General features: G+C 58.9%; 22 protein-coding genes. 11 read left to right on the forward strand and 11 right to left on the reverse strand.

What is annotated here, in order from left to right; genetic code table 11:
* Positions 1–26: 26 nt before the first annotated feature.
* Genes P186_RS03280 through P186_RS03290 form a run of 3 tightly spaced genes read left to right on the forward strand, consistent with a single transcriptional unit; the run spans position 27 to position 2,319 of the window.
* Positions 27–566, forward strand: coding sequence for a 50S ribosomal protein L5 (locus P186_RS03280; protein ID WP_014287979.1), 540 nt, complete (start codon positions 27–29; stop codon positions 564–566).
* Positions 566–1,069, forward strand: coding sequence for a metallophosphoesterase (locus tag P186_RS03285; RefSeq protein WP_014287980.1), 504 nt, complete (start codon positions 566–568; stop codon positions 1,067–1,069). Before P186_RS03280 ends, P186_RS03285 begins: the two co-directional genes overlap by 1 nt.
* Complete coding sequence (locus P186_RS03290; protein ID WP_014287981.1) at positions 1,066–2,319, forward strand: RsmB/NOP family class I SAM-dependent RNA methyltransferase; 1,254 nt, start codon at positions 1,066–1,068, stop codon at positions 2,317–2,319. Before P186_RS03285 ends, P186_RS03290 begins: the two co-directional genes overlap by 4 nt.
* Here the strand turns inward: P186_RS03290 and P186_RS03295 are convergent.
* The 3 genes from P186_RS03295 to P186_RS03305 are packed head-to-tail and all read right to left on the reverse strand — an operon-like array spanning position 2,303 to position 5,081.
* On the reverse strand, positions 2,303–3,442 hold the full coding sequence (locus P186_RS03295; protein ID WP_014287982.1) for a fucose isomerase: 1,140 nt from the start codon (positions 3,440–3,442) through the stop codon (positions 2,303–2,305). The genes P186_RS03290 and P186_RS03295 overlap by 17 nt on opposite strands.
* A 23-nt stretch (positions 3,443–3,465) precedes the next feature.
* Positions 3,466–4,812 (reverse strand): PFL family protein, encoded by a 1,347-nt coding sequence (locus P186_RS03300; RefSeq protein WP_014287983.1) that lies wholly within the window; start codon positions 4,810–4,812, stop codon positions 3,466–3,468.
* On the reverse strand, positions 4,809–5,081 hold the full coding sequence (locus P186_RS03305; RefSeq protein ID WP_014287984.1) for an ACT domain-containing protein: 273 nt from the start codon (positions 5,079–5,081) through the stop codon (positions 4,809–4,811). Before P186_RS03305 ends, P186_RS03300 begins: the two co-directional genes overlap by 4 nt.
* Positions 5,082–5,270: 189 nt before the next feature.
* Here P186_RS03305 and P186_RS03310 point away from each other — a divergent pair, with 189 nt between their 5' ends.
* The 4 genes from P186_RS03310 to P186_RS03325 all read left to right on the forward strand — a co-directional run bounded on the left by P186_RS03310 (position 5,271) and on the right by P186_RS03325 (position 9,259).
* Positions 5,271–6,332 (forward strand): asparagine synthetase A, encoded by a 1,062-nt coding sequence (locus P186_RS03310; RefSeq protein ID WP_014287985.1) that lies wholly within the window; start codon positions 5,271–5,273, stop codon positions 6,330–6,332.
* Positions 6,333–6,413: 81 nt separating this feature from the next.
* Positions 6,414–7,541 carry a citrate synthase/methylcitrate synthase gene (locus P186_RS03315; RefSeq protein ID WP_014287986.1) on the forward strand — a complete coding sequence of 376 codons (1,128 nt, stop codon included), beginning with the start codon at positions 6,414–6,416 and terminating at the stop codon, positions 7,539–7,541.
* Positions 7,542–7,595: 54 nt separating this feature from the next.
* Positions 7,596–8,366, forward strand: a complete 771-nt coding sequence (locus tag P186_RS03320; RefSeq protein WP_014287987.1) for an electron transfer flavoprotein subunit beta/FixA family protein — start codon at positions 7,596–7,598, stop codon at positions 8,364–8,366.
* Entirely contained in the window at positions 8,363–9,259 is an 897-nt protein-coding gene (locus P186_RS03325; RefSeq protein ID WP_014287988.1) for an electron transfer flavoprotein subunit alpha/FixB family protein, read from the forward strand. Before P186_RS03320 ends, P186_RS03325 begins: the two co-directional genes overlap by 4 nt.
* Here P186_RS03325 and P186_RS03330 read toward each other — a convergent pair.
* Genes P186_RS03330 through ppcA form a run of 3 tightly spaced genes read right to left on the reverse strand, consistent with a single transcriptional unit; the run spans position 9,249 to position 11,490 of the window.
* Positions 9,249–9,647: a CBS domain-containing protein gene (locus tag P186_RS03330; RefSeq protein ID WP_014287989.1), complete on the reverse strand. Its 399-nt coding sequence runs from the start codon at positions 9,645–9,647 to the stop codon at positions 9,249–9,251. The genes P186_RS03325 and P186_RS03330 overlap by 11 nt on opposite strands.
* Positions 9,647–10,066, reverse strand: a complete 420-nt coding sequence (locus P186_RS03335) for a CBS domain-containing protein (protein ID WP_014287990.1) — start codon at positions 10,064–10,066, stop codon at positions 9,647–9,649. The genes P186_RS03330 and P186_RS03335 overlap by 1 nt, the downstream gene beginning before the upstream one ends.
* A gap of 38 nt (positions 10,067–10,104) precedes the next feature.
* On the reverse strand, positions 10,105–11,490 hold the full coding sequence (ppcA, locus tag P186_RS03340; RefSeq protein ID WP_148682674.1) for a phosphoenolpyruvate carboxylase: 1,386 nt from the start codon (positions 11,488–11,490) through the stop codon (positions 10,105–10,107).
* Between the two features lie 117 nt (positions 11,491–11,607).
* Here ppcA and P186_RS03345 point away from each other — a divergent pair, with 117 nt between their 5' ends.
* Positions 11,608–12,696 (forward strand): zinc-binding dehydrogenase, encoded by a 1,089-nt coding sequence (locus P186_RS03345; protein WP_014287992.1) that lies wholly within the window; start codon positions 11,608–11,610, stop codon positions 12,694–12,696.
* On the opposite strand, the gene P186_RS03350 is transcribed toward P186_RS03345, so the two are convergent.
* From P186_RS03350 to P186_RS03365, 4 genes are all read right to left on the reverse strand, one after another.
* Positions 12,655–14,001 carry an FAD-dependent oxidoreductase gene (locus P186_RS03350; protein ID WP_014287993.1) on the reverse strand — a complete coding sequence of 449 codons (1,347 nt, stop codon included), beginning with the start codon at positions 13,999–14,001 and terminating at the stop codon, positions 12,655–12,657. The genes P186_RS03345 and P186_RS03350 overlap by 42 nt on opposite strands.
* 39 nt (positions 14,002–14,040) lie before the next feature.
* Complete coding sequence (locus P186_RS03355) at positions 14,041–14,346, reverse strand: 2Fe-2S iron-sulfur cluster-binding protein (RefSeq protein ID WP_014287994.1); 306 nt, start codon at positions 14,344–14,346, stop codon at positions 14,041–14,043.
* Positions 14,346–16,076 (reverse strand): succinate dehydrogenase/fumarate reductase flavoprotein subunit, encoded by a 1,731-nt coding sequence (locus P186_RS03360; RefSeq protein ID WP_014287995.1) that lies wholly within the window; start codon positions 16,074–16,076, stop codon positions 14,346–14,348. Before P186_RS03360 ends, P186_RS03355 begins: the two co-directional genes overlap by 1 nt.
* A gap of 73 nt (positions 16,077–16,149) precedes the next feature.
* On the reverse strand, positions 16,150–17,655 hold the full coding sequence (locus P186_RS03365; protein ID WP_014287996.1) for a 4-hydroxyphenylacetate 3-hydroxylase family protein: 1,506 nt from the start codon (positions 17,653–17,655) through the stop codon (positions 16,150–16,152).
* A 120-nt stretch (positions 17,656–17,775) separates the two neighbouring features.
* Between P186_RS03365 and P186_RS03370 the strand changes: the two genes are divergently transcribed.
* Positions 17,776–19,188, forward strand: coding sequence for an aldehyde dehydrogenase family protein (locus P186_RS03370; protein ID WP_014287997.1), 1,413 nt, complete (start codon positions 17,776–17,778; stop codon positions 19,186–19,188).
* 168 nt (positions 19,189–19,356) lie between these two features.
* Positions 19,357–21,264: an acetate--CoA ligase gene (locus P186_RS03375; RefSeq protein WP_014287999.1), complete on the forward strand. Its 1,908-nt coding sequence runs from the start codon at positions 19,357–19,359 to the stop codon at positions 21,262–21,264.
* Here P186_RS03375 and psmB read toward each other — a convergent pair.
* A complete protein-coding gene (gene psmB, locus P186_RS03380; protein ID WP_014288000.1) occupies positions 21,242–21,853 on the reverse strand; it encodes an archaeal proteasome endopeptidase complex subunit beta in 612 nt (203 codons plus the stop codon). The two genes, P186_RS03375 and psmB, sit on opposite strands and share 23 nt — an antisense overlap.
* An 80-nt stretch (positions 21,854–21,933) precedes the next feature.
* On the opposite strand from psmB, the gene rtcA reads away from it, so the two are divergent.
* The gene (gene rtcA, locus P186_RS03385) at positions 21,934–22,986 is read left to right on the forward strand and encodes an RNA 3'-terminal phosphate cyclase (RefSeq protein ID WP_148682675.1); all 1,053 of its coding nucleotides are present in this window, start codon (positions 21,934–21,936) and stop codon (positions 22,984–22,986) included.
* The last annotated feature ends 92 nt before the right edge of the window (positions 22,987–23,078 follow it).

The raw sequence follows: 23,078 nt of genomic DNA on the forward strand, positions 1-23,078 counted from the left end.
TTTTAAAGAGCCACCTCCCAACCCCCATGCCCAGCTGGAGGGAGCTTGTGCTCGTCAAGGACCACCCTATGCAGCGAATATTTATTGAAAAGGTGGTGGTCAACATCGGCGTGGGGACAGGCGGGGAGAAGCTTGAAAAAGCCGCGGATTTGTTGAAAGACTTGACAGGAGCAGAGCCTTCTAAGAGGAGGGCGAAGCGCTCAATTAAGGACTTCGGGATTAGGAAGGGGGAGCCGATAGGCGTCGCCGTGACCCTGCGGCGTGACCAAGCCGTGGATTTCCTAATGCGCGCGCTACAGGCGGTTAACAACAGAGTCAAGAAGACAAGCTTCGACGACAGAGGCAACGTGTGCTTCGGCATAAAGGAACACATCCTGTTGCCCGGCGTCAAGTACGACCCAGCAGTGGGCATCTGGGGAATGGACGTATGTGTAAAGCTGGCTAAGCCGGGGCTGAGGGTCCAGCTCAGGAGGCGTAGGAGGGGTAAGGTGGGGAAGAGGCAACTCGTGACTAGGGAGGAGGCTATCGAATTTTTCCAAAAGGTGCTGGGGGTCCAGGTTGATTAATGCTCGTAGTCGCGCTGTCGGACAGCCACGACAACATAACCGCGGTCAAGAAGGCCGGTGAGGAGGCGAGGAGGAGGGGGGCGTCGCTTGTCCTACACGCCGGGGACTGGGTCTCCCCCTTCACGGCGAAGTTTCTAAGAGAGGCTGTCGGCGAGGGGGTGAGGATAGTAGGCGTCTGGGGGAACAACGAAGGGGAGAAGCCCTACTTCTTAGAAACTGCGAGGAGGTACGGGGTCGAGATAGCGGGGGATGCCGCCGAGCTGGAGGCCGGGGGTAGGAGGATAGCAGTGTACCACGGCACGTCGCTTGTGTTGCTGAAGGCCCTCGTGGAGTCCGGCATATACGACGTGGTGATATACGGCCACACCCACCAGGCCGCTGTGGAGCGTAGAGGGAAGACGCTCGTGGTAAACCCCGGCGAGCTGTGCGGATGCCTCACGGGAAGGTCAACCTACGCAGTGATTGACCTAGAGAGGCTGGAGGTGGAGCTGGCTTTCTTGTGAAGTGGACGCCCGGCGAGCTAGTCGCCTTCACGGCCCGGGTGATATACGAAGTGGCGGAGCGCGGCCTCACCCTGGACTACGCCTTTCAGAAGGTCAAGAGGGGGTGGAGGCCGCTGGACAGCTTCAAGGTGTTCTACGACGTCTCCTTCGACGCGGTTAGGCACTACTTCTTTCTGAAATTCGCCGCCTCCCGGCTATTCGGCTCCTCTGGGGCGAAGGCGGTGGCCAAGGCGTGGTTTATCTACAAGGCGGATCAGATGCTCTACAACAGAGATATGGTGAGCCGCTTTAGGAAGAGGTTGCTTAAGAGGGCCCTCGCCGCGCCCGGGGACGTGCTCCGGGAGGTGGAGAGCCTTAGGGGGGACCCGGCGCGGTACCTCTCCATAAAGTACAGCTACCACCCCAAGATAGTCGCCACGTTGCTCAGCCACCTGCCCGCGGAGGAGGTGGAGAAGCTTCTAGACGCGGGGAACAAGACCTGGATCTGGCTTAGGATAAACACCCTAAAGGCCGACGTGGACAAGGCCTTGAAGATTCTGGAGGCCGAGGCCGAGGTGGAGACGCACCCGAGAATACCATTCGCAGTGTTGCTTAAGAGCTCTAAAAGGCCGGTTCAGTACCTAGAGGCGGTGAGGCGCTTCGTGGCGATACCCCAAGACCTCGCCTCTGTGTACGCCGTCCTCTCCCTCAAGCCGGAGCCCGGAGACAGGATTGTGGACCTCGCCGCCGCCCCGGGCATGAAGACAAGCCTAGTAGCACAGCTGGCTGAGGGCAGGGCCAAGATCGTGGCGGTTGACCTCTCGCAGAAACGGGTGGCTAGGATGAAGCAACTGTTGAGACGCGTCGGCGCCGGAGACGCGGTGGAGGTGGTGAGGTCCGACTCCAGAAAGCTAAAGACGCGGCTCTTCGACAAGGCCCTCCTAGACGCGCCCTGCACCTCCAGCGGCGCCTTCACCAAGGAACCCGCCGTTAAGATCTACCCCAGGCTGGAGGACGCGCCGAGGTACAGCAGAATTCAGCGAGAGCTGTTGAAAAACGCCTTGGAGCTGGCGGGGGAGGTGGTGTACGCGGTGTGTAGCATCCTGCCCGAGGAAGGCGAGGAGGTGGTGGGGAGCGTCGAGGCGGCCCCCGAGAAACCTCTCGAGGACCTCGCAGATCCCTACGGTAGGGGGGGGGTAGGGGGGAGGACCTTCCCCCACATCCACAGAAGCGAGGCGTTTTTCATCTCTAGACTCAGGGCACTACGGTAGCGCCTAGGTACTCCAGGTAGGCCCTGGCCTCCTCATACACGTCGTCTAGCACATATGCGAGGTGGTTGCCAAGCCCGGCTTTCAACACGGCGCGGCCCGCGCCATCTGGCAACTTCACAGCCACCTGAGTATTGCAAGCCTCTACCCTCTGGGCCACGTCGGTGAGTCCCCTCAAGAGGACTGCCCTCTTCAAGTCCCCGGATACTCTGAGAAGCGTAATGGGCATGCCTGGCGGCACCTCCACCCTCAGAGCCGCCACGGCCTTCGTTGCCATCCTAGGTACTATGGAATACTTCCCAAAGGAGGGGGGCGCCCCGTCGTGCGTCAGCAAGAGGCCGCTATCGGTGACCATGTTGACGTTGCTAATCCACGCCGGCTTCCCCGAGAGCCGCCTCAAAACCACAGCCGAGTAGAGCGCCCTGAGATCACCCTCGCACGTCGCCGTCACCCCCCAGTCGTTGAGTACAGCCAGAGATATGCAGGGCGTCCAGCCGCGCTCCCTCACCTTGCCGAAGTCAAAACACCAACAGCCCAGAGTCAAGCCGTCCACATCGCCAGCCGCCTCCCGTATAGCCTTAGCATAGGCGAGCGGGCGCTCAAGCTCCCCGGTGCCGAAGCCGCTCTCCACAGCCCCGGCCACCAGCGCCTCGGCCTCGCTCCCCGCCCTCACCTCCAGACTCCGCCTATACACCCCCTCCTCGTCAATAAACAGGCTGGGGCCTCCTGACAGGTCGGAGGACACCAGCCACTTGTTGGGGGCGCCTACCAGCGCAAGTCTAGGCGGCCGCCTGAGCAGATCCACAAGCCTCACCAGCCTCTCCACCTTGGCCAGAGGCGGAGGCGCCCCGGGGCCCTCCAGCTGGACAACCTCCACAAACCTCCCCATCGCCCTCAGCGCCGAGGCGGCCTCCAAGGCGGCGGGCAAGGCGTTGTAGTGAGGCCACGCCAGCAGAATATTGTAATCCCCAGCCGCCGACAAAATCTCAGGCTCGGACCCCCCAGTCAAGACGAGGATAAAGTTGGCACCACCCAAGTACTTGCCCAGGGCCTCCTCATACATCCTCCTGTACTCCTCCCGGGTCTCCGCGTCGACGTTAGGCGCGGCGGCTACGTGCAGGGCCACAAATCTCCCCGAATACCGTTTAATTAACCTTTCTTCAACCTCTCCACGCCGGGGGGAGCCGTGCCGCCTCTAGACATCAGCGGAATTTTCCCGTAGCGCGACACATCCACCACAGCCACCTTCCCATAGAGGCCGCCGAGGTCGTAGAACTCCCCTGGCCTCCCGCCGGGGATCGGCACCAGCCTCACCCCCAGCGGCTTGTCGAGATGTACAGCAAGCGCCATGACGTCTGCTATCACAGCCGCTACCACGTCTGGGCCGGCCTCCGCCGGTATCCCAACCATGTCAATCCCCGTGTTACAGACAGCCGCCATGGCCTTGAGAGTGTCCAACGTCACCGCGCCCTCCGCCGCAGCGCTGGCCATCACGGCGTCTTCGCTCACAGGTATAAAAGCCCCGCTCAGGCCGCCGATGGTGGAGGAAGCCATGGCGCCCCCCTTCTTCACCGCATCTGTAAACAACGCCAAGGCGAACACCGAGCCAGGGGCCCCCACCCTCGGCAGACCCATGGCCTCCAGCACAGCCGCCACCGAGTCCCCCACCTTGGGCGAGGGCGCCACGCTGAGATCCACAGCCCCAAATGGCACCCCCAGCTCCCTCGCCACCTCCCTCCCAACCAGCTCTCCCAGCCTGGTTATTTTAAACGCGGCTCTCTTCATGGCGTCGTGGAGCGTCCTCACGTCGGCGTCTTGCAGACTCCTCACCACAGCCTCTATAACCCCCGGCCCGCTGACGGCTACGTTAATCAACGCGTCCGGCAGACCGAGGCCGTGGTAGGCCCCCGGCATGAAGGGCACGTCCTCGGGGAGGTTGGCGGTAACGGCGAAGCGGGCCGCGGCGTGGGGCTTCAGACCCAGCACCAGCTCGGCGGCTCTCCTCACCGCCTCTAGATTTATACCTGTCGTCGTCGAGGCGACGTTGAGAAAGCCGGCGACGCGCTCCGTTTTGTTCAGCCCGTCAACTAGGCCCTCTATCAGGGCCCTATCCCCCTGGGAGACGCCTGCGTGGACAAACGCCGAGAAGCCGCCGACGAAGTCGACGCCGTATTTCTCGGCGAGTTTGTCTAGAAAAACGGCTATCTCAACGGCGGACGCCGCGTCCCCCAGAGGCTCCAGCAGTATAGAGACGGGGGATACCGCCAGCCTAACCGTGACGATCTTCACCCCCAGGCGCGACGCCACCTTCTCCACCGCAGGCCTAAGTCTCCTGAGGTAGGGCTCTAGGAGCTCCCCAAGCGCCTCGACGGTCTCCGCGGCGGTCGGCCTCATCGCTGGGAGGGTATTTACGCTGAGCGTCACCGCACGGATGTCGAGCTCCCTAAACAGCAACATTTCGAGTACCTCGCCGATTTCCCTGGGGTCAAACCTCATATCCTCTGCATGTAGCGAAACACATCTATGTGGTACACCGCCACCATCACCCCTAGACGCCTCCCCTCCTCCTCAAGTTCCCGGCGTAGCTGAGCGATATCCACGTCGGCTTTGGATATGTCCACCACCATAATCATAGAAAATATGTTCTGCACCACCGTCTGGGCGATATCCACAATATTGGCGTTATGCCGAGCGAGGACAGAAGCTATACCAGCCACGATGCCAACCCGATCAGCGCCTAAAACAGACACAACAGCCAGCTCCATGAGCCAAGTATCCAACCTCTATATAAAAACAACCGGCCACGCGCCATAAAAAACGTACAGAAACAACGTGAAGACAGCAGTAGAAACACCCTACAAAACCCGTCTCCAAGAACAACTCCTACGTAAATTACGGAAAGGAGATAGACTTTTTACACGACACGTAAATTAAAACCATTTTACAGATCCCACATGGATTATCTGGAGCCTAGGTTTCACCCTGCTGTGGTTGAGTTTGAGAAGCTTGTGGCGGATAGGGAGGGCTACCGTAGGGTGTTGGAGGAGTGGCTTAGGTACTCGTGGAGGTGGGCCCGCGTCGACAGATACCGGCTAGTCTTCAAGATACAGGCGGCTGCCCTAAGGGCTATCCGGGAGTTTCTAGACCGCCAGGGCTTTACAGAAGTCCTCCCGCCGATAATCGGCCCCGTGACGGACCCCGGCATTAGGGGGGCCAGGCAGGCCTCCATTGACTTCTACGGCCGTGAGTATAAGGTGATGTCCTCCGCCATCCTCTACAAGCAGTACATGGCCGCCTCCCTCGGCAAGATATACTTCATAAGCCCCAACGTCAGGCTTGAGCCCCCCGACTCCATATACACCGGGAGACACCTCGTGGAGTTTGTGCAGGTGGATGTGGAGATGCTGGGCGCAGACTACCACAGGGCAATGGAGGTGGCGGAGGGCCTCGTGGCCTACGTAGTTAAGGCCGTGGGGGAGGAGTACGGAAAGAAGCTGGAGGAGGTGTTCGGCAGATCTCTGCCGTCGTTTAAGCCGCCGTTTAGGAGGTACAGCCATGGGGAGGTGGTGAAGATTGTAAACTCCTTGGGTTGCCGGAATCCGCCCGATGCGGAGCTTGAGTGGGGGTGTGAGAGGCTTTTTTCTGCATTACACAGCCAGCCTGTGTTTATATACGACTACCCCAAGGGTTCACGCGGCTTCTACGACCGGGAGGATCCGGCGAGGCCGGGGGTGTTGAGAGATTTCGATATGCTCTACCCAGAGGGCTTTGGGGAGGCTGTTAGCGGGGCTGAGCGGGAATTCGAGCCGGAGAGAGTGGCGGCGAGGATTAGAGAAGGCGGGGAGGACCCGGCGAGGTATCAGTGGTATCTAGAGATGTTGAGAGAGCTCTACCCTCTGCAGACGGCGGGCTTCGGCATAGGCGTAGAGAGACTGACAAGATACCTATGCGGCCTGAGAGCAGTATGGGAAGCCCGGCCATACCCAAAACTAGCAGGAATAGCGCCTACACCATAATTATAATTAACTTTGAGAGAAAAGTATGGGATTCTACTTTAATCTAATTATTGTACAAAAGGCTGGAGTATTCTTCAAGCAATGTACTTCCCAGGTCTTGAAGGTGTTGTAATTAAGGAGACAAAAATATGTCATATAGATCTGGAAAACTCCAAGATATACTACAGAGGGTACGACCTCGAGGAACTCGCCCTGAACTCAAGCTTCGAGGAGGTTGCCTATCTTCTCTGGTTTGGCCGCCTCCCTAGTAGTAGGGAGCTTGAAGAGTTTAAAAACAGGCTGAGAAGCGTCAGAAAGCCGCCTAGACACGTCGAGGAGATCGTGGCGTCGGCTCCCCCAAGCGCGGAGCCGATAGACGTGTTGAGAACCGGCGTATCGGCGCTGGCCCTAGGCGAAGACTTGTCAGCTAGGGATATTGAGGCTGAGCTGAGGAGGGGGGAGCGGATCACCGCCGCTATGCCCTACATCGTCGCCGCATTCCACAGACTGAGGACCGGGCAGAGGCCTGTCGACCCGGCCGAGGCGGCGAGCCACGCGGAGTACTACCTCTGGGCTGTGAGGGGGGAGAGGCCGACCCCCCGCGAGGTGAGGGCCCTCGACGTCATGTTGGTGATATACGCCGAGCACTCCATGAACAACAGCGCCTTCACCGCGGTATCGGTGGCCTCGACGCTGGCGGACATGTACGCCGCCGTCACGGCGGCCATAGCCAGCCTCAAGGGGCCGCTCCACGGAGGAGCAAACGTCGACGCGGCCAAGATGCTCGAGGAGGTGGGGAGCGTCCAGAGGGTGCAGAGCTGGGTAGACGAGCAGCTAGCCAAGGGGAGGAGGATCCCTGGATTTGGACATAGGCTGTATAAAAAAGGCCCTGACCCCCGTCTGAGAGTACTGCGCCTCCTCGCCAGAGATCTGGCAGCTGAGAGGGGCGACTTCCGCTGGGTAGAGCTGGCGGAGAAGCTAGAGGAGTACGTTACGTCTAAGCTCTCGCAGAAGGGCATATACCCAAACACAGACCTCTACGCCGCGGTTATCTTCAGATACCTGGGGCTACCGGTTGACCTAAATCTCCCCACCTTCGCCGTGTCTAGAGTGGCAGGGTGGGTGGCGCACGTGGTGGAGTACCGGCAGTCAAACCGCCTAATTAGACCCACCGAGAGGTACACAGGCCCGCTGGGGCTGAGGTATGTGCCCATTGACCAGAGGGGCTAGGCCGGTTCTCTATTTGGCTATATATTCTTTAAATAGGTACACATTTGGGGGGCTATGAAGGTGGCTGTCCTGGTCAAGACAGCGCTCGACACGGGCCAGCTCCGGGTGAGGGATACGGTGGCGACAGAGGAAACCCCGCTGAAAATCAGCGACATAGACCGAAACGCCATTGAGGAGGCGGTGAAGCAAAAGGGGCAGGACAAGGCGTACGCCGTCACTGTGCTGAAGTGGGGGCCCCTCCAGAAGAAGGCCCAGGAGGCTGAGAACGTGTTGAGGGAGGCTCTGGCCATGGGCCTAGACGAGGCGTACCTCGTCGCCGACGAGAGGTTGCTAAACGCGAGCCACATGGCCACGGCAAAGGCGCTGGCCGCCGTGGTGAAGAAGGTAGGCGCGGACATCGTGCTGGCCGGGGAGGCCACTGTCGACAACTACACAGGTCAGATGCCCGCTAGAGTCGCCGCGGAGCTGGGCTGGCCCGTGGTGACCTACGTGAGAGAGCTGAAGGTAGAGGGGGGGAGGCTAATAGCCAGGCGCGACTTGGAGGACCACGTGGAGGTTGTGGAGGTTCAGCTACCGGCTGTTGTCTCGGTGACGAGGGAGATCAACCAGCCGCGCATCCCCACGTTGCTAGCGATTAGGGCTGCTATGAAGAAGCCGGTGAATAGGCTCACCCTTGCCGACCTCGGCGTCGAGGTGGCGCCCAGGATAGCCGCCGCCTACAAGCCCCTTGTAATACAGAGGAAGAAGGTGGTAATTAAAGACGGCACGCCGGAGGAGAAGGCTGAGAAGTTGATACAGTACCTCAGACAGGAGGGGGTGATATGAAGGCCCTAGTGGTCTACCCCAACAGGGAGCTTCTATACGCCGCCTCTACACTAGGCGGAGAAGTCGCGGCGCTGGTCTTCAGCGAAAGGGAAGCCGAGGCCGTCAAGGGAGTGGCTCACAGGGCGTTGGTGGCTGAGGTAGATCCGAGGCTACCCGACGCGGTCGCGGAGGCTGTTGTCAAGGCCGCCCAGAGCTACCAGGTAGTGTTGTTGCCGTCTACTAAAAACGGGAAGACCGTGGGGGGTCTGGTGGCGCAGAGGCTGGGGGCCGAATTCTTGACAGACGTACTTTCGCTGAGGGTGGAGGGCGGCGTGTTGAAGGCAGAGAGGTACGTCTTCGGCAACAAGGCCGTGGCGGCTGTGGAGGCCGCTCCACCAGTTGTCGTAACAGTTGCGCCGGGCAGGTTCCAGGGCCAGCCGCCGGCGGTCCAGACCGCAGTCGAAAAAGTGGCTCTCCAGGTTGGTTCTAAGATGAAAATCGTGTCTGTGGAAGAGAAGGCGAGAGGCGCCGTTAAGCTAGAGGAGGCGGAGATCATCGTGTCTGTGGGCAGGGGCTTCAAGAAGAAGGAGGATCTCCAAATGGCTTTTGAACTAGCCAGAGTACTTGGCGGCCAGGTGGGTTGCTCCCGCCCCATAGCCGCGGACTTGAAGTGGCTACCGGAGGAGCACTGGGTTGGGCTCTCCGGCAAGAAGGTGAAGCCGAAGCTCTACCTAGCCATCGGCATCTCCGGCCAGCCGCAACACATAGCGGGTATATTAGACAGCCGCATCATCGCGGCGATAAACAACGACCCCTCCGCGCCCATCTTCCAAAACGCAGACTACGGCGTCGTGGAGGACTTGTACAAAATAGTCCCCATATTGATAAACAAGTTATCAAAAACTAAGGGCTAGCCGGGGATCTAAGCTCTCGGAGCACGTCTCTAATAGACACCATCCCCACGAGCTCCCCCTTTTTGTTGACAACCACCAGGTGGCGGATGTTGTGCATTATCATCAAATCAGCCGCCTTATCCACGTCAGCATCCTCGCCTATGCTAACCACGCCCGTAGACATAAAAGCCTCGATAGGCGTAGACAGCGGCATCTTCATGGCGATGGCCCTCACAATGTCCCTTTCGGAGATCACCGCGACGGGCTTGTTGGGGTTGTCGGCCTCCACGACTACAAGCGCCCCCACGTTCTCCGCGGCCATCTTCTCGGCGGCCTGCAACAAGGTGTCTTTTGGGGTGATAGTGACGGGCCTCCTACGGACCAGCGAGCCTACCAGACGCCGCCTCATCACTCCTCCGGAGGGGGCCACCAAACCTTCTCCCCAATAGCCTTCAGCGCCTTGTCCTCAATCAAGTCTCGGATTGACACGACTCCCGCCAGCGTCCCGTCGTCGTTTAAAATCAACACATGTCTAATACCCCTCTCCCTCATAGCCTTAACCACTTTATACACGTCGTCTCCCCTCTTCGCGGTGAGGAGAGGCCCCCTCGTTCCGATATTCACAGCCTTCTCATCCATACCCACCCCCCGGTCAAGAGCCCTGATCACGTCGCGTTCAGACACCACAGCAACCGGCCTCCTCCCGCTGTCTACCACCACCACGAGACCTATGTTGTTACTAGCCATGAGTCTGACAACGTCTCTCACAGTAGCACCCTCCGTGACATATATAGGTTGCCGCCGAATATAGACATCTATCTTCTCCATGTCATAAAGTTGAGACGTGTATATATACTCTATTCTACTTAGCCAAGGAACTTGCGGTACTTAGCCATGGCTATTATATTTGACTCATTTCTATACATCCGCAGAAGCGCTAGGTATGTGCCGGCGGCTCTATCTCTAACATCTAGGTAGTCAAGAGCCTCGTTTACAATTTTTACAAAATCCTCGCCGACGTAGCGCTCCGCAATGGCGGGGTCGTAGAACTGCGCATCGTACTGAACCTCCTTCCGGTAGGCAGGAAGCGCCCTCAGCAGGAGGTCGAGTTTATCCCCACGCGCGAGCTCCACCACGGTAGGCGCGTCGAGCAGAATTGGGGGCAACCCCATGGCGTACCACGTGGAGGTGTATACAATAGCCCTAGGCATGTTAACCACACGGTCGTGCAACGTCAAGCTCCTGCCATACACGTTCCAGCTGACGCGGTCGCGGGTGGGGGGCACGAGCCGCGCCACCTCGACGATCTTGTCTGCATATTTCGCAACTACTCCCCGGTAGTTCGAGCTGGCTTGGGTAATTATCTGGTAAAGCTCCGGATCTACAGCCTTGACCCCCCTCACACAGCATGCGGCAAGTAGCGACTCCTTTACATTTACATACTCGTTATAAGACACGTCGTATCTAACCGCCGACTGGATAGTTACTGTGTAGTAACCAGAGTACTGTAGCACTTCTAAATGCGCCAGCTGTGGGTTGTTTATACCTCCGCGGAAGGGAGGGGAGCCCATCCCCAGAATGGGGTGTATCCTCACGCCGAACCTCTCCTCTATCTGCGGCGTCTTTGCCAAGGTCAACACTATGGAGAGCGCGGATGCTATGTGGCCGTACTTGACGGCTGAGTCGGACTTGCCCAGGAACAGCCTGATCCTCTGCGGCTTCTCCTCCAGCTTATTCATAAAGGAGGCGAGCATGTCCTCGATCTTCAGCTGGGCGTGGGCGTCCTCCACCAGCGGCACAATTTCTATAGGCTCCCACTTGATACCCAATTCCTGTTCGTAAATTCTCGACTTGTGTTGCAACATCCTGTATACAAGGTAAAGCGTGTCTATATCAGCCACCATGGGCAGTACCACCCACCTAATGGCCTGTCTTCCCATCAGCTTCACAGAGAAGTAGTTGGCGAGGACGGCCGCCTCGAGGGTCAGCATAGCTCTTTCAAACTCCTCAAGCCTTGGGTTAGGCATCCGGGGGGTTAGAAAGAACTTCTCCCCCAGAGGCAAGTCGGCCTCCTTAGCCTTGACCGTTATGTCCTTGGGCTGGGAGTAGGGCGTAGTCTTCCCCTCGTAGTCTATCATAACTTCGTCGCATCCATAGGCGGTGTGGCCAACCAACGCCTCATCCACCTCCTCGGCCGCGGTGATCTTCACCGTGGTGTCCGGGTGCTGTGTACACATGAGCTTAGGCGTCATTACCTGTGTCTCTATCTGGAGGTTTTTAAAGTTTAAGCTATAAAATCTATAATTATAAAAATAATTAAAAAACAATAAAAAAGTTAAGATTTAAAAAGTTTTGTATTAACCACGCCGATGAAAGCCGCCGTCCTAAGGCAGTACAACCAGCCACTGAAGCTGGAGGACGTCGACGCGGCGCCTCCCCAACGCGGCGAGGTCAAGGTGAGGATTCATGCCGCCGGCGTGTGCCACAGCGACTTGTACGTACTCGAAGGCGCCACACCCGTACCGCCGCCTCTCGTGCCGGGGCACGAAGCGGTGGCGGTGGTGGAGGAGGTAGGCCCCGACGTCGACAGCGTGTCACCCGGCGACGTGGTCGTCACTAGCTTCATATGGCCATGTGGACGCTGTAAGAACTGCGTAAGGGGGGCGGAAAATCTTTGTGAAAATTTTGCAAAAGTCCGGCTCAAGGGCGTACTGCTGGACGGAACCACAAGGCTGAGGAGCCGCACGGGGGAGGAGATTAGGATATTTCTCGGAGGTACCTGGGCTGAGGAGGCTGTGGTCCCGGCCACCGCGGTGGCTAAACTGCCGCCGGCTATGAAGGGCCGTAGAGAATTAGCCATGCTCGGCTGTGCCTACCTAACGGCGTACGGCGCGGTGGTGAACACAGGCTCCGTCTCCCCGGGAGACGTCGTGGCGGTTATAGGCACGGGCGGCGTCGGGCTGGCCGCCGTCCAGATAGCCAAGGCGGTGGGGGCGAGGGTGGTGGCAGTGGGGAGGAATTCCCAAAAGCTTAAAATAGCGGCGGAGCTGGGGGCCGAAGTCGTGGACACGAAATCCGACGACGCCGTAAAGGCGGTGCAGGAGCTGACAGGCGGGAGAGGGGCAGACGTCGTCATCGAGGCAGTTGGGTCAGACGAGACTATACAACAGGCAGTGGACATGGCGGCCCTGGGCGGAAGGGTGGTCCTCGTCGGCTTAATGCCGATGGGCCACAAAACGCCCCTTGCCCTGGCCAGGGTGGTCCGTGGGGGCATACAGATTCTGGGTAGCTACGGCGCGAGGCCTAGGCTAGATCTGCCCGTAGTTATCAAAATGGTGGAGAGAGGTCTTCTACAGCCGGAGAGGCTCGCCGGCCCCGTCTACAAGCTGGAGGAGATAAACGACGCCGTGGAGGCTCTAAGGAGCGGGAGGGCCGTTAGACCTATAGTGGTGCCTTAGCCACAGCCTCCCCACGACGGCGAGGGGGTGCCACACCGGCGCGGTGAAGGGCATGTAGGTATACTCGGCGTTGAAGAGCTCCTCCACCGGCCTCCCGATGAACTGCGACGCGAGGTCTATATATCCGGAGATCGACTGGGTTAGCCCCACGGCCTGCACCCCTATCAGCCTCCCCCGGGAGATCACCGCCTTCAGCGTGACGTCTCTCAGCTCCCTCATGTACCTAGCCTTGTCGTGGGTCTTCACCACGTAGCTCTCCACAGGCATGCCCTTCCTCCTCGCCTCTGCCTCGGTGAGGCCCACAGCGCCGATGTACATCTCGTCGAATTTAGTAACAGAGGCCCCCGCCACCGGGTGGAACTCGGCAACCCTAGCCCCGAGACCTGCATTTGTCCCCGCCACGTAGCCCATCTTATTTGCATACGTGGCTAGGGGTATCCACACGGGCTCCCCCGTCACCTTGTGTATAGACTCGGCGACGTCCCCCGCCACGTACACCCCCGGCGGCCCCGCCTCCATGTACTTATTCACAGAGATGGCGCCCGTGGGGCCGATCCTGGCGCCGGCCTTTACGGCGAGCTCCACGTTTGGCCTAACCCCCGTGGCCAGGATCACTGCGTCCGCCGGGTACCGCCCCCCGTCGGTGACTACGTACTCCACCCTGTCTCCTCCAGTAATCCTCTCAATTCTCTCCCCCATTCTGAGCTCCACGCCCCGGCTCTCCATGTAGCTAGCCACCAGCTTCCCGATGTCTGGGTCGAGGACTTTAGACATGGGGAAGGGCCCCACGTCTATTAAAACCACCTTCTTACCCATTGCGTTTAGCACATCTGCCATCTCGACCCCTATGTACCCCGCCCCCACAACCACCACTCTCGCCGCTCCTCTCAGTAGCGATCTAGCCTCCTCCACGCTGTCTACCCCCCTCAGCACCACCACGCCTTTCTTATCCAGCCCCTCTACCTGCGGCACCCATGGCCTGGCGCCGGTGGCGACTATCACCACGTCGAAGTCGAGCAACCCGGCGAGGCGACCCTCTAGCTTAGCTCTGCCGCCCGCGATGTCGACGACCTTCGTCTTGGTGTACACCTCCACGCCTCTCTCCACTTCGAAACTCTCCTCCTGGTACAGCCACAGAGCCTCTTCGGAGAGGCCGGCGATGGCGTAGGGGATGGCGCACGGCGCGTGGGTGATGTAGCCGCCCGCCTCCACCAGAACCACTCTGCAACTTGGGCACACTTTCTTGGCGCGGGACGCGGCGGTGGCCCCCGCCGCCCCTCCCCCCACTACTAATATCGTCTTCACTAGATTAACATAAATGAATCTTTTTTAATCTTTCTTGAATTATGTATCAGTAACTAAATCTTTAATTATATTTTTACCTTTGATGGGCTCTACGAATATCTCCTTGGTCCCCAGGTCGGAGAGCTTGACGGTGCACGCCAGCCGCGGCACGCCGTTTATAACCATAGCGCAAGCCCCGCAGACCCCCATCCTACACGCATATCTAAAACTAAGCGACCCGTCAATCCCTCTGACTTTAAATAAGAGATCTAGCACAGTTATGTTGGGGTTCTCCACCTCCACTCTGTAGCTTTGGTAGTACTGCCGTCCCTGGGTGCCCCGCTTGATGTGGATAGTGACCTCCATCAGTACCTCCTAACCTCGGGCATCCACCTCGTGATGTTTACCTCCCGCTTCGCCACGAGTAGAGAACCCCCGTAGAGGTAGTACAGGGTGTGTCTAAGCCACGACTTGTCTTCTCTCTGCGGGTAGTCAAGCCGGTAGTGGGAACCGCGGCTCTCTTGTCTGAGGAGGGCGCCGGTGAGTATGGTCTGCGCCGCCAGGACGGCCCCGTCCAGCTCCAAAACCTCGCGGAGCTCCATGTTGTAGACAAGCCCCCCGTCTGAGATTCTAATGTCGGCGAGCCTCTTCTGCAACGCCGACAGCCTCCCCAGCGCCTTAGACAGCTCAGAGCCGTGCCTCACCACGCCCGCCGCCTCATCCATGATGTTCTGCAACTCCCTCGCAATAGAGGAGGGGGTCTCCCCACCCCTCTCCCGCTTGACGAGACCGTAGACCCGCTCCTCCTCCCTCTTCACCTCCTCGGTCAACACGCCGGAGGGGGTAGACGGCGTGGATTTTGCGTACTGCGCAGCCGCCTCGCCGGCTAACTTTCCCCAGACGGCGCACTCCGAGAGGGAGTTTGACCCCAGTCTGTTCGCCCCGTGGAGGCCTACGGACGCCACCTCCCCAGCCGCCCACAGCCCCCTTATCCAGCGTCCATCTGCCGCGAGGACCCTCCCCTGGGCGTCTGTGTATACACCCCCCATGAAGTAGTGAGCCGCAGGTCTAACGGGTATGAGGTCCCTCGTCGGGTCCACGCCAGCATACGTCTTGGAGAGCTCGAGGAGCTGAGGCAACCTCTCCTTTAGCCTCTTCTCGTCGATATGCCTCACGTCGAGGCCCACGTAGCAGAGGCCAGACTCGTGGGTGAAGCCCCTGCCCTGGGCGCACTCCGTGTAGATCGCCCTGGACACCACGTCCCTGGGGGCCAGCTCCATCTTCTCCGGGGCGTACCTCTTCATAAACCTCTCACCGAGCCTATTCACCAGGTAGCCCCCCTCGGCCCTAGCCGCCTCAGATATCAAAATACCGCTTGGAACCAGCGCAGTGGGGTGGAATTGCACAAACTCCATGTCTCTAAGGGCGGCGCCGGCCCGTAGCGCGTAGCCGTATACCTCGCCCGTGTTTAGATACCCCATGGTGGTGGTTCGGAACATCCTCCCCCCGCCCCCCGCCGCCAGAACCCCCGCCTTCGCGGCAAAGCCCTTCAGCTCGCCCCTCCTCATGTCGTACGCCACGAAACCGAGGAACACGCCGTTCCTCACCACTATCCTAGTGACGAAGTGCTCCTCATACAGATGGACGTTGGGTAGCCCCTTTACATATTTATAAAGGGCCGTCATTATGTAGAACCCAGTCTTGTCCTTTACAAAAAGCGTCCTAGGCTTAGACATGCCGCCGAAGAGCCTCAGCGAGTAGGAGCCGTCGGGATCTCTGTTCCACGGCACGCCGATAGACTCGAGAAACTTAACCTCCCGCGGCGCCTCGTAGGCGAATTGGACAGCCACCTCTTGATCCACCAGGTAGTCGCCGCCCTTTACCGTGTCGTAGGCGTGGAGCTCCGGGCTGTCGCCGGTCTTCGCCGGGTCAACCACCGCGGCCATGCCGCCCTCCGCCGATATGCTGTGGGAACGAGGCCCACTTACCTTTGTCAAAACCGCCACCTCCACACCTGCGGCTGCCGCGGCGGCGGCCGCCCTAAGCCCCGCCAGTCCCGAGCCTACTACAACTACGTCGTATTTTAAAACCTCCACAGAGAGCGTAATTTAAAAAGTTATAAAGTTATTTTGTCATTATTTATAATTCCTTGAAAATTTTAATTATAGTTCAAGTCTTTTGAGCCTCGGAAGGCCGCCGCGGCTCCGGCTCCTTAGGCCACTTGACGGTGACCTTGACTCTCGCCAGCGACTTGGCGATCTCCTCAGCCTTCTGGAAGTCGTAGAGCCTTGTGAACATAATCTTCTGAGCCGCGGGGGACCCCGCGCCGTGTACAGACTCCACCAGGTACCCCACGCTCACCGACACGTTCTCCAACAGCCTCACTAGCCTAAGCCTCTCCTCGGTGGGTATGTCGGGGACGCCCTGCAGATACTTCTCAATTAGGTGTCTAATCTCTTCGTTTTTGAAGTCGAATTCGCTGGGGGCGGTGCCCACTATCCCGCCGGCGATGTCGTGGGCTATCTTAGCCACCTCGTAGGGGAACCGCGCCACCATGTGCTTCGTCACGTTGGCGTACATGGGGTTTACCCACCAGCCCCCATCGTCCAGTAGCTTAACCCCCTCCCAGCTGGCGGCGAGCCCCGCGCTGTACATAGACTCGTTTAGAAACACCATCTCCGCCAGCTTCTCCGCGACGGCCGGCTTATCAGCGATGCCTATGGCCCTGGCGAGGCCTTGAGTAGCCCCGATTATGACGTCGCCCAGCCCCGACTTGCAACCCCCATAGCCCTGTCTGTGGTACGACGCGAATATCTCCACCAGCGGCCCGGTCCACCGCCAGTCTTTGTAGAGAAACACACGGTCCCAGGGGACGAACACATCTTCGAATATGACCAGCCCCTCGTGGTGAGCCATGTAGGGCACGCCGTCGAGATCGCCCCCCTCCAGCCTCCTGGCGTCGTTTATCTGGCGCCCCACCACCACGGTGACTCCCGGCGTGTCTAGAGGCACGGCGAAGGCCACAGCATAGGAGGCGTCGCTCTCAGTCATTGCCCTCGTAGGGAGGACGATAACTTCGTCGACGACGGCGATCCCCGTTATGTTAGCCTTGGCCCCCCTCACCACTATGCCGTCGTCTCTCTGCTCCACCACCCGCACATAGGCGTCTGGATTCGGCTGCTCGCTGGGCCTCAGAGTCCTCACCCCCTTGACATCAGTCATCGCCCCCGCCAGAGCCAGGTCGTTCCTCTGGACGTACTCTAGATACTTCATAAAGCGCTCTTTATACTCGGCCCGCCCCTCCCTAGCCGCGATTTTGTGAGTAACTATGTAGAGGGTGTTAAGGGCGTCCCAGCCCACGCACCTCTGGAAACAAGTCCCCGTCTTGTGGCTCAGCTTCCTCAGAAGCTTCACCTTAGCCACGAGATCCGCCGGGCTTTGGTGGATGTGGACAAACCTATTCACCTCCTCCCCGATGTAGGGGCTGTAGGCCCTCGCCAGATCTCTCGTGTCCTCTTGAAAAGCGGCGTCGAACGTGGCCTTGAAAGACTCCACCGAGGGCTTTAGGAAGAGGTTTGTAGTGACGTCTGTCACCTTCTTACCCATTACATAAATCTTAGCGTGTTTCCTATTCTTGATGCCCTCTACATACTGCTGGCCGGTTCTCAGCCCCATATACCCACCTCCATTGGAATTTATAAATGATTCGAAAAATTTAAATTATAGATAATTGTAAAAATACAATTTTAATAAATACATAAAAAAGATTTAAAAAATTTAAAATAAAGAAGGGGCATGTCTAAACTCCTCGTCATAAACCCAGCCACAGAAGAGGTAATTGCAGAACTACCACAGGCCACCGCGGAGGAGATCAGAGCAACCATAGACGCGGCGTACGAAGCCTTCCTCAAGTGGTCAGAGACGCCCCTGAGAGATAGGGCCAAGTTGCTGTACAAGGTGGCGGATCTCCTAGAGAAAAGTCAAGAGGAGCTACTCAAGACGCTGGTGGCCGAGTCTGGGAAGCCAATAAGAGACGCCAGGGCCGAGATGGTGAGGGCCATATCGATAATTAGGGCCAGCGCCGAGGAGGCGAGATACGTGCTAGAGGGCGTGGTGCCCCGGGTAGACGCCTATGAATACCCACCCGGTAATGAAAACCGCCTAGTTGCAATCGTCAGGGAGCCCATCGGCGTCGTGGGTGGAGCCCAGAGCTACAACAACCCAGCCTCCACATTTGCCCACAAGGTGGCTCCCGTCGTCGCGGCGGGTAACACAGTGGTGATCAAACCCTCGTCCTACACCCCCCTAACAGCGTTGAAAATGGCCGAGATCTTCGCCAAGGCTGGGTTCCCCAGCGGCGTGGTAAACGTAGTGGTGGGGAGCGGCGAGGAGGTATTCAACGAGTTTATAGACAGCCCCAAGGTGGCCGCCATAAACTTCACAGGGAGCACCGCGGTGGGGCTCCAGGTGGCGGCAAAGGCCGCGGGGAGAGGCAAGAAGTTCATGGTGGCCCCCGGCGGCTCAGACCCGGCGCTGGTCTTTCCAGACGCAGATCTCGAGCGGGCGGCGACCATCATCGCAAGGGCGAGGTTTGAAAACGCTGGGCAGAACTGCAACGCCACGAAGAGGGTCTTCGTCCACAGAAGCGTGTACGACACCTTTGTAAAACTCCTACTGGAGAAGGTAGCCGCCTTGAAGGTGGGCGACCCCATGGACGAGTCTGTGGACATGGGGCCCCTGGTTTCGGACAAGATGGTGAAGTCTATGGAGAAGTTTACCAACGACGCCGTGGCCAAGGGCGGCAAGGTGCTGATAGGCGGCAGGCGGATGAACAGGCGGGGCTATTTCTACGAGCCCACGGTAATCGCCTTTGAGAAGGATACAGACGCCCTCGTGCTGAGGGAAGAGGTTTTCGGGCCTGTCCTGCCGGTGGTGCCCTTCGACACGGAGGAGGAGGCCGTGGCCTACGCCAACGCCACGCAGTACGGCCTGCAGGCGGCGGTGTACACCAGCGACTACAGAAGGGCGTTTAGAATAGCACGCGCCATCAAGGCTGGGGCCGTCATGATAAACGACTCCACGAGGGTGCGCTTCGACGCGTTGCCCTACGGCGGGGTTAAGATGTCGGGCTTCGGCTGGAGAGAAGGCGTTAGGTCCACCATGTACTACTTCACAGAGCCCAAGTACTACGTCTTAAACACCGCGTAGTTTTTAACACGCCGCTGCGCATTTATAGACGGCGTGAAACTGGCGTGTGGGCGCGTTCTGTATCTCGCCAATGCGGCGCTGGGCAATCAACATTATATAAAATTGAAAAAATAGTTTATTTAAAAATATTGAAAGAAAACTTTATATGGGTTTTTGAATAGGCGTAGCATGTCTAAAGAATTTCTTGAAGTGTATAGGAAATCACTTGAAGACCCAGTCCGCTTCTGGGAGGAGCAGGCGAGGAAGCTTTACTGGAGGGAGCCCTGGGCTAAGGCCTACGACGACTCCAACCCGCCTTTCTACAAGTGGTTTGTGGGGGGCAAGACAAACATCGCCTACAACGCCCTGGACGTGCACATCAAGGCTGGCGGGGCTAACAAGGCGGCGCTGATCTGGGTCTCGCCCTACGAGGGGGCGAGGGTCCTCAGGTACTGGGATCTCTACAGAGAGGTCAATCGCCTCTCTGTCCTGCTCCGGTCGCTGGGGGTGGAGAGGGGCGACAGGGTGGCTATCTACATGCCCATGATCCCCGAGGCCATGGTGGCTATGCTGGCGGTCAATAGGATAGGCGCCGTCCACACCGTGGTGTTCTCCGGCTTCGGCGCCCAGGCCCTCGCCGACAGAATTGTGGATGCAGACGCCAAGCTCGTCATCACTGCCGACGGCATGAGAAGGAGGGGTAAGGTGACCCCGCTGAAGCCCACCGTAGACGAGGCGTTGAAGATAGCCGGCGACGACATTGGGGTCTTGGTCTACAGACACGTGGGGGCGAACGTGGCGATGAGACACGGGAAGGATCTCTGGTGGCACGAGGAGATATCTAAAATACCGCCGAACGCCTACGCCGAGCCTGAGTGGGTCAGCGGCGACTCGCCGCTCTTCATTCTCTACACCTCGGGCACCACGGGGAAGCCCAAGGGGATACTCCACCTCCATGGCCAGTACATGGTGTGGGTCTGGTACGCCTTTAACCACCTGGTGGGGGCCGAGAGGGAGTTCCGCGACGACATAGTCTTCTTTTCCACAGCCGACATCGGCTGGATATCGGGCCACCACTACGGCGTCCACGGCCCCCTCCTAAACGGCCTCACCGTACTCTGGTACGAAGACGCGCCCGACTATCCGCACCCGGGCGTGTGGTGGGAGATTGTAGACACCTACAAAGTCACACACCTCCTCTTCTCCCCCACCGCCATTAGGCTTTTGATGAAATACGGCGAGGAGTGGCCAATGAGGTATAAGCTAGACACTCTCATGGCCCTCTACCCCACCGGCGAGGTGCTAAACGAAGAAGCCTACAACTGGATGAGGAGGTACCTATGCCGCGAGAGGGCGGAGTGCCAGGTGGCCGACATATGGGGCCAGACGGAGACCGCCTGCTTCGTAACGGCGCCCGGCTCCATGAACCTCGGCGGGTTTAGGTACAAGTACGGCTCCGTGGGCCTCCCCTACCCCACCCTGAGGCTCGTGGCCCTCGACGACGACGGCCGCGAGCTGCCACCCGGGCAGAAGGGCCACATCGCCGTGAAGCCCCCCCTGCCCCCCGCCTTCCTCCACACCCTCTGGAAAGACCCTGAGAGATACGTCAAGAGCTACTGGTCCCGCTTCCCCGGCTACTACACCACGGGTGACCTGGGCTACATAGACGAGGAAGGGCACCTCCACATACTCGGCAGGTCAGACGACGTGATTAAAGTGGCTGGCCACCGCCTGTCCACCAGAGAGGTGGAGGACATACTCACCTCGCACCCAGCCGTGGCGGAGGCCGCCGTGGTGGGCATACCAGATCCAGTCAGGGGAGAGGTGCTGGGCGTATTCGTAGTCCCCAAGCTCGGGGCGAAGGTAACAGAGGAGGAGGTGACCCAGCACCTACGCAAAACCCTGGGGCCCGTGGCGGTGGTGGGGAGAATAGCCATAGTAGGTAAGCTACCCAAGACGAGGACTGGGAAGTTGATGAGGCGCGTCCTTAGGGCGTTGGCCACGAACCAGCCGCTGGGCGACTTAAGCACGCTCGAGGAGCAGGAGGCGCTGGCGGAGCTTCAAAAAGAGCTTTCTAAATCACCAACTGCACCCTAACCTCCTCCTCCCTGGCCCCTTTTTCATCCACAACAACGAGGTCGATCCCCCCGCCGGAGACGGGGTCTCTCTCGATGGCGGCCTTAAGCGCCTGCACAGCCAGCTTCTTGGCCTCCTCTATCGACATGTCGTTCCTGTAGTTGCCGTCCAGTACGGCTGCGGCTAGCTTCGCGCCTGTGCCCAACGCGGCGTAGTTATCCTCAATTAGACTCCCCAGAGGGTCCATTACAATTAGGTGGGGCCCCTCCTCGTCGACGCCCCCCACGAGCACCTCGGCGAAGAAGGGCATAAACCTTCTGCTGAACATAACCACAGAGAGGAGCTTAGCCATGGCGTGGACAGAGGGCTTCTTCTTCATCTCCAGCTCATAAGACTTGGCATTCAGCTTGAGAATTTTGGCCAGGGCCTGCATGTCGGCGATTATGCCGGCGGAGGCAATCGCCAGCTTGTCGTCGACGACGAAAACCTTCTTGCCAGAGGAGCTCAGGGTGTAGAAGCCGTACGACACCCTCTTCTCAGCCGCCAGAACCACGCCCCCAGCAGTCTTGATGCCCACGGCCGTCGCGCCGATCTGAACCTCCTCACCCATGGGAGCGGCCGTATGTGGTGTATATAAGCATTCCACCGCCGTGGGGGAGAGGCTTAAAAACCCCGGCGCTGGATGTAGACGTGGCGGTGAGAATAGACGGCTCCTACGGAGAGGGCGGCGGCCAGATACTGAGGACCTCCATTGCCCTGTCGGCGCTTCTGGGCAGGCCAGTGGAGATTATAAACATACGCGCAAAGAGGGCAAACCCCGGCCTACAGCCCCAGCACCTAACCGGCGTGAAGGCCGCGGCGCTCCTCACAGACGCCGAGGTCGTGGGTGCTGAGAAGGGCTCCACCCGCCTATACTTCAACCCCCGGACTCTTAAATGTGGCAGATACAACATAGACATAGGCACCGCAGGAAGCATCTCGCTGGTGATACAGACACTGACCCCAATACTCCTCTACGCCCCTTGCCCCACCGAGGTGGCTATAACCGGAGGCACCGACGTGGCCTGGGCCCCGCCCATAGACTACATGCGCCACGTATTCACCAAGGTGCTGGCCAGGTTCGGCGCACAAGTCGCCATTGAGCTGGTCAAACGGGGCCACTACCCCAAGGGCGGAGGGAAGGCGATCCTCAAGGTCCAGCCCGTGGAGACGCTGTCGGCTGTCGACTCTCCGGAATTCGGCAGACTCGTCGAGATAAGGGGGATTTCACACGCCGTGAACCTACCCCCGCACGTGGCTGAGAGGCAAGCAAAAGCCGCCAGGGAGGCGCTGGAGAGGCTGGGCTACAAAGCCGAGGTGGAACTGGAGACAAGGAGCGACGGGCTTGGCCCCGGTAGCGGCGTAGTCCTCTGGGCAGTTTCAGACACAGGCAACGTAGTAGGCGGCGACGCCCTGGGGGAGAGGGGCAAGCCGGCGGAAGTCGTGGGGAGGGAAGCCGCCGAGAAGCTAGCCGCCACACTAGCCTCCGGCTCCTCGCTAGACCCCCACATGGCCGACATGGCCGTGCTCTACATGGCACTGGCCAGAGGCAGGAGTAGAATGTCCACCCCCGAACTCACCACTCACCTACAGACAAATATATACATAGTTGAGCAGTTCCTCCCAGTGAAGTTCAAGATAGAAAACACGGGCCGCCACTACATAATCCAAGTTGAAGGAGCGCCACATAGGCACAAATATTGATATTAATGAAAAATTATATTATTTAACATTGATATTTATAAAAATTTATATCTGTCAATATTCACTATGAACCTGTTTATAAGATATATTTA

The organism is Pyrobaculum ferrireducens, assembly GCF_000234805.1.
GTDB classification, from domain to species: Archaea; Thermoproteota; Thermoprotei; order Thermoproteales; family Thermoproteaceae; genus Pyrobaculum; species Pyrobaculum ferrireducens.

Coding starts and splice junctions, on each gene's coding strand:
- P186_RS03280 (WP_014287979.1), top strand. CDS start 27: ATGCCCAGCTGGAGGGAGCTTGTGCTCGTCAAGGACCACCCTATGCAG.
- P186_RS03285 (WP_014287980.1), top strand. CDS start 566: ATGCTCGTAGTCGCGCTGTCGGACAGCCACGACAACATAACCGCGGTC.
- P186_RS03300 (WP_014287983.1), bottom strand. CDS start 4,812: ATGAGGTTTGACCCCAGGGAAATCGGCGAGGTACTCGAAATGTTGCTG.
- P186_RS03305 (WP_014287984.1), bottom strand. CDS start 5,081: ATGGAGCTGGCTGTTGTGTCTGTTTTAGGCGCTGATCGGGTTGGCATC.
- P186_RS03310 (WP_014287985.1), top strand. CDS start 5,271: ATGGATTATCTGGAGCCTAGGTTTCACCCTGCTGTGGTTGAGTTTGAG.
- P186_RS03315 (WP_014287986.1), top strand. CDS start 6,414: ATGTACTTCCCAGGTCTTGAAGGTGTTGTAATTAAGGAGACAAAAATA.
- P186_RS03320 (WP_014287987.1), top strand. CDS start 7,596: ATGAAGGTGGCTGTCCTGGTCAAGACAGCGCTCGACACGGGCCAGCTC.
- P186_RS03325 (WP_014287988.1), top strand. CDS start 8,363: ATGAAGGCCCTAGTGGTCTACCCCAACAGGGAGCTTCTATACGCCGCC.
- P186_RS03330 (WP_014287989.1), bottom strand. CDS start 9,647: ATGAGGCGGCGTCTGGTAGGCTCGCTGGTCCGTAGGAGGCCCGTCACT.
- P186_RS03335 (WP_014287990.1), bottom strand. CDS start 10,066: ATGGAGAAGATAGATGTCTATATTCGGCGGCAACCTATATATGTCACG.
- ppcA (WP_148682674.1), bottom strand. CDS start 11,490: ATGACGCCTAAGCTCATGTGTACACAGCACCCGGACACCACGGTGAAG.
- P186_RS03345 (WP_014287992.1), top strand. CDS start 11,608: ATGAAAGCCGCCGTCCTAAGGCAGTACAACCAGCCACTGAAGCTGGAG.
- P186_RS03355 (WP_014287994.1), bottom strand. CDS start 14,346: ATGGAGGTCACTATCCACATCAAGCGGGGCACCCAGGGACGGCAGTAC.
- P186_RS03365 (WP_014287996.1), bottom strand. CDS start 17,655: ATGGGGCTGAGAACCGGCCAGCAGTATGTAGAGGGCATCAAGAATAGG.
- P186_RS03370 (WP_014287997.1), top strand. CDS start 17,776: ATGTCTAAACTCCTCGTCATAAACCCAGCCACAGAAGAGGTAATTGCA.
- P186_RS03375 (WP_014287999.1), top strand. CDS start 19,357: ATGTCTAAAGAATTTCTTGAAGTGTATAGGAAATCACTTGAAGACCCA.
- psmB (WP_014288000.1), bottom strand. CDS start 21,853: ATGGGTGAGGAGGTTCAGATCGGCGCGACGGCCGTGGGCATCAAGACT.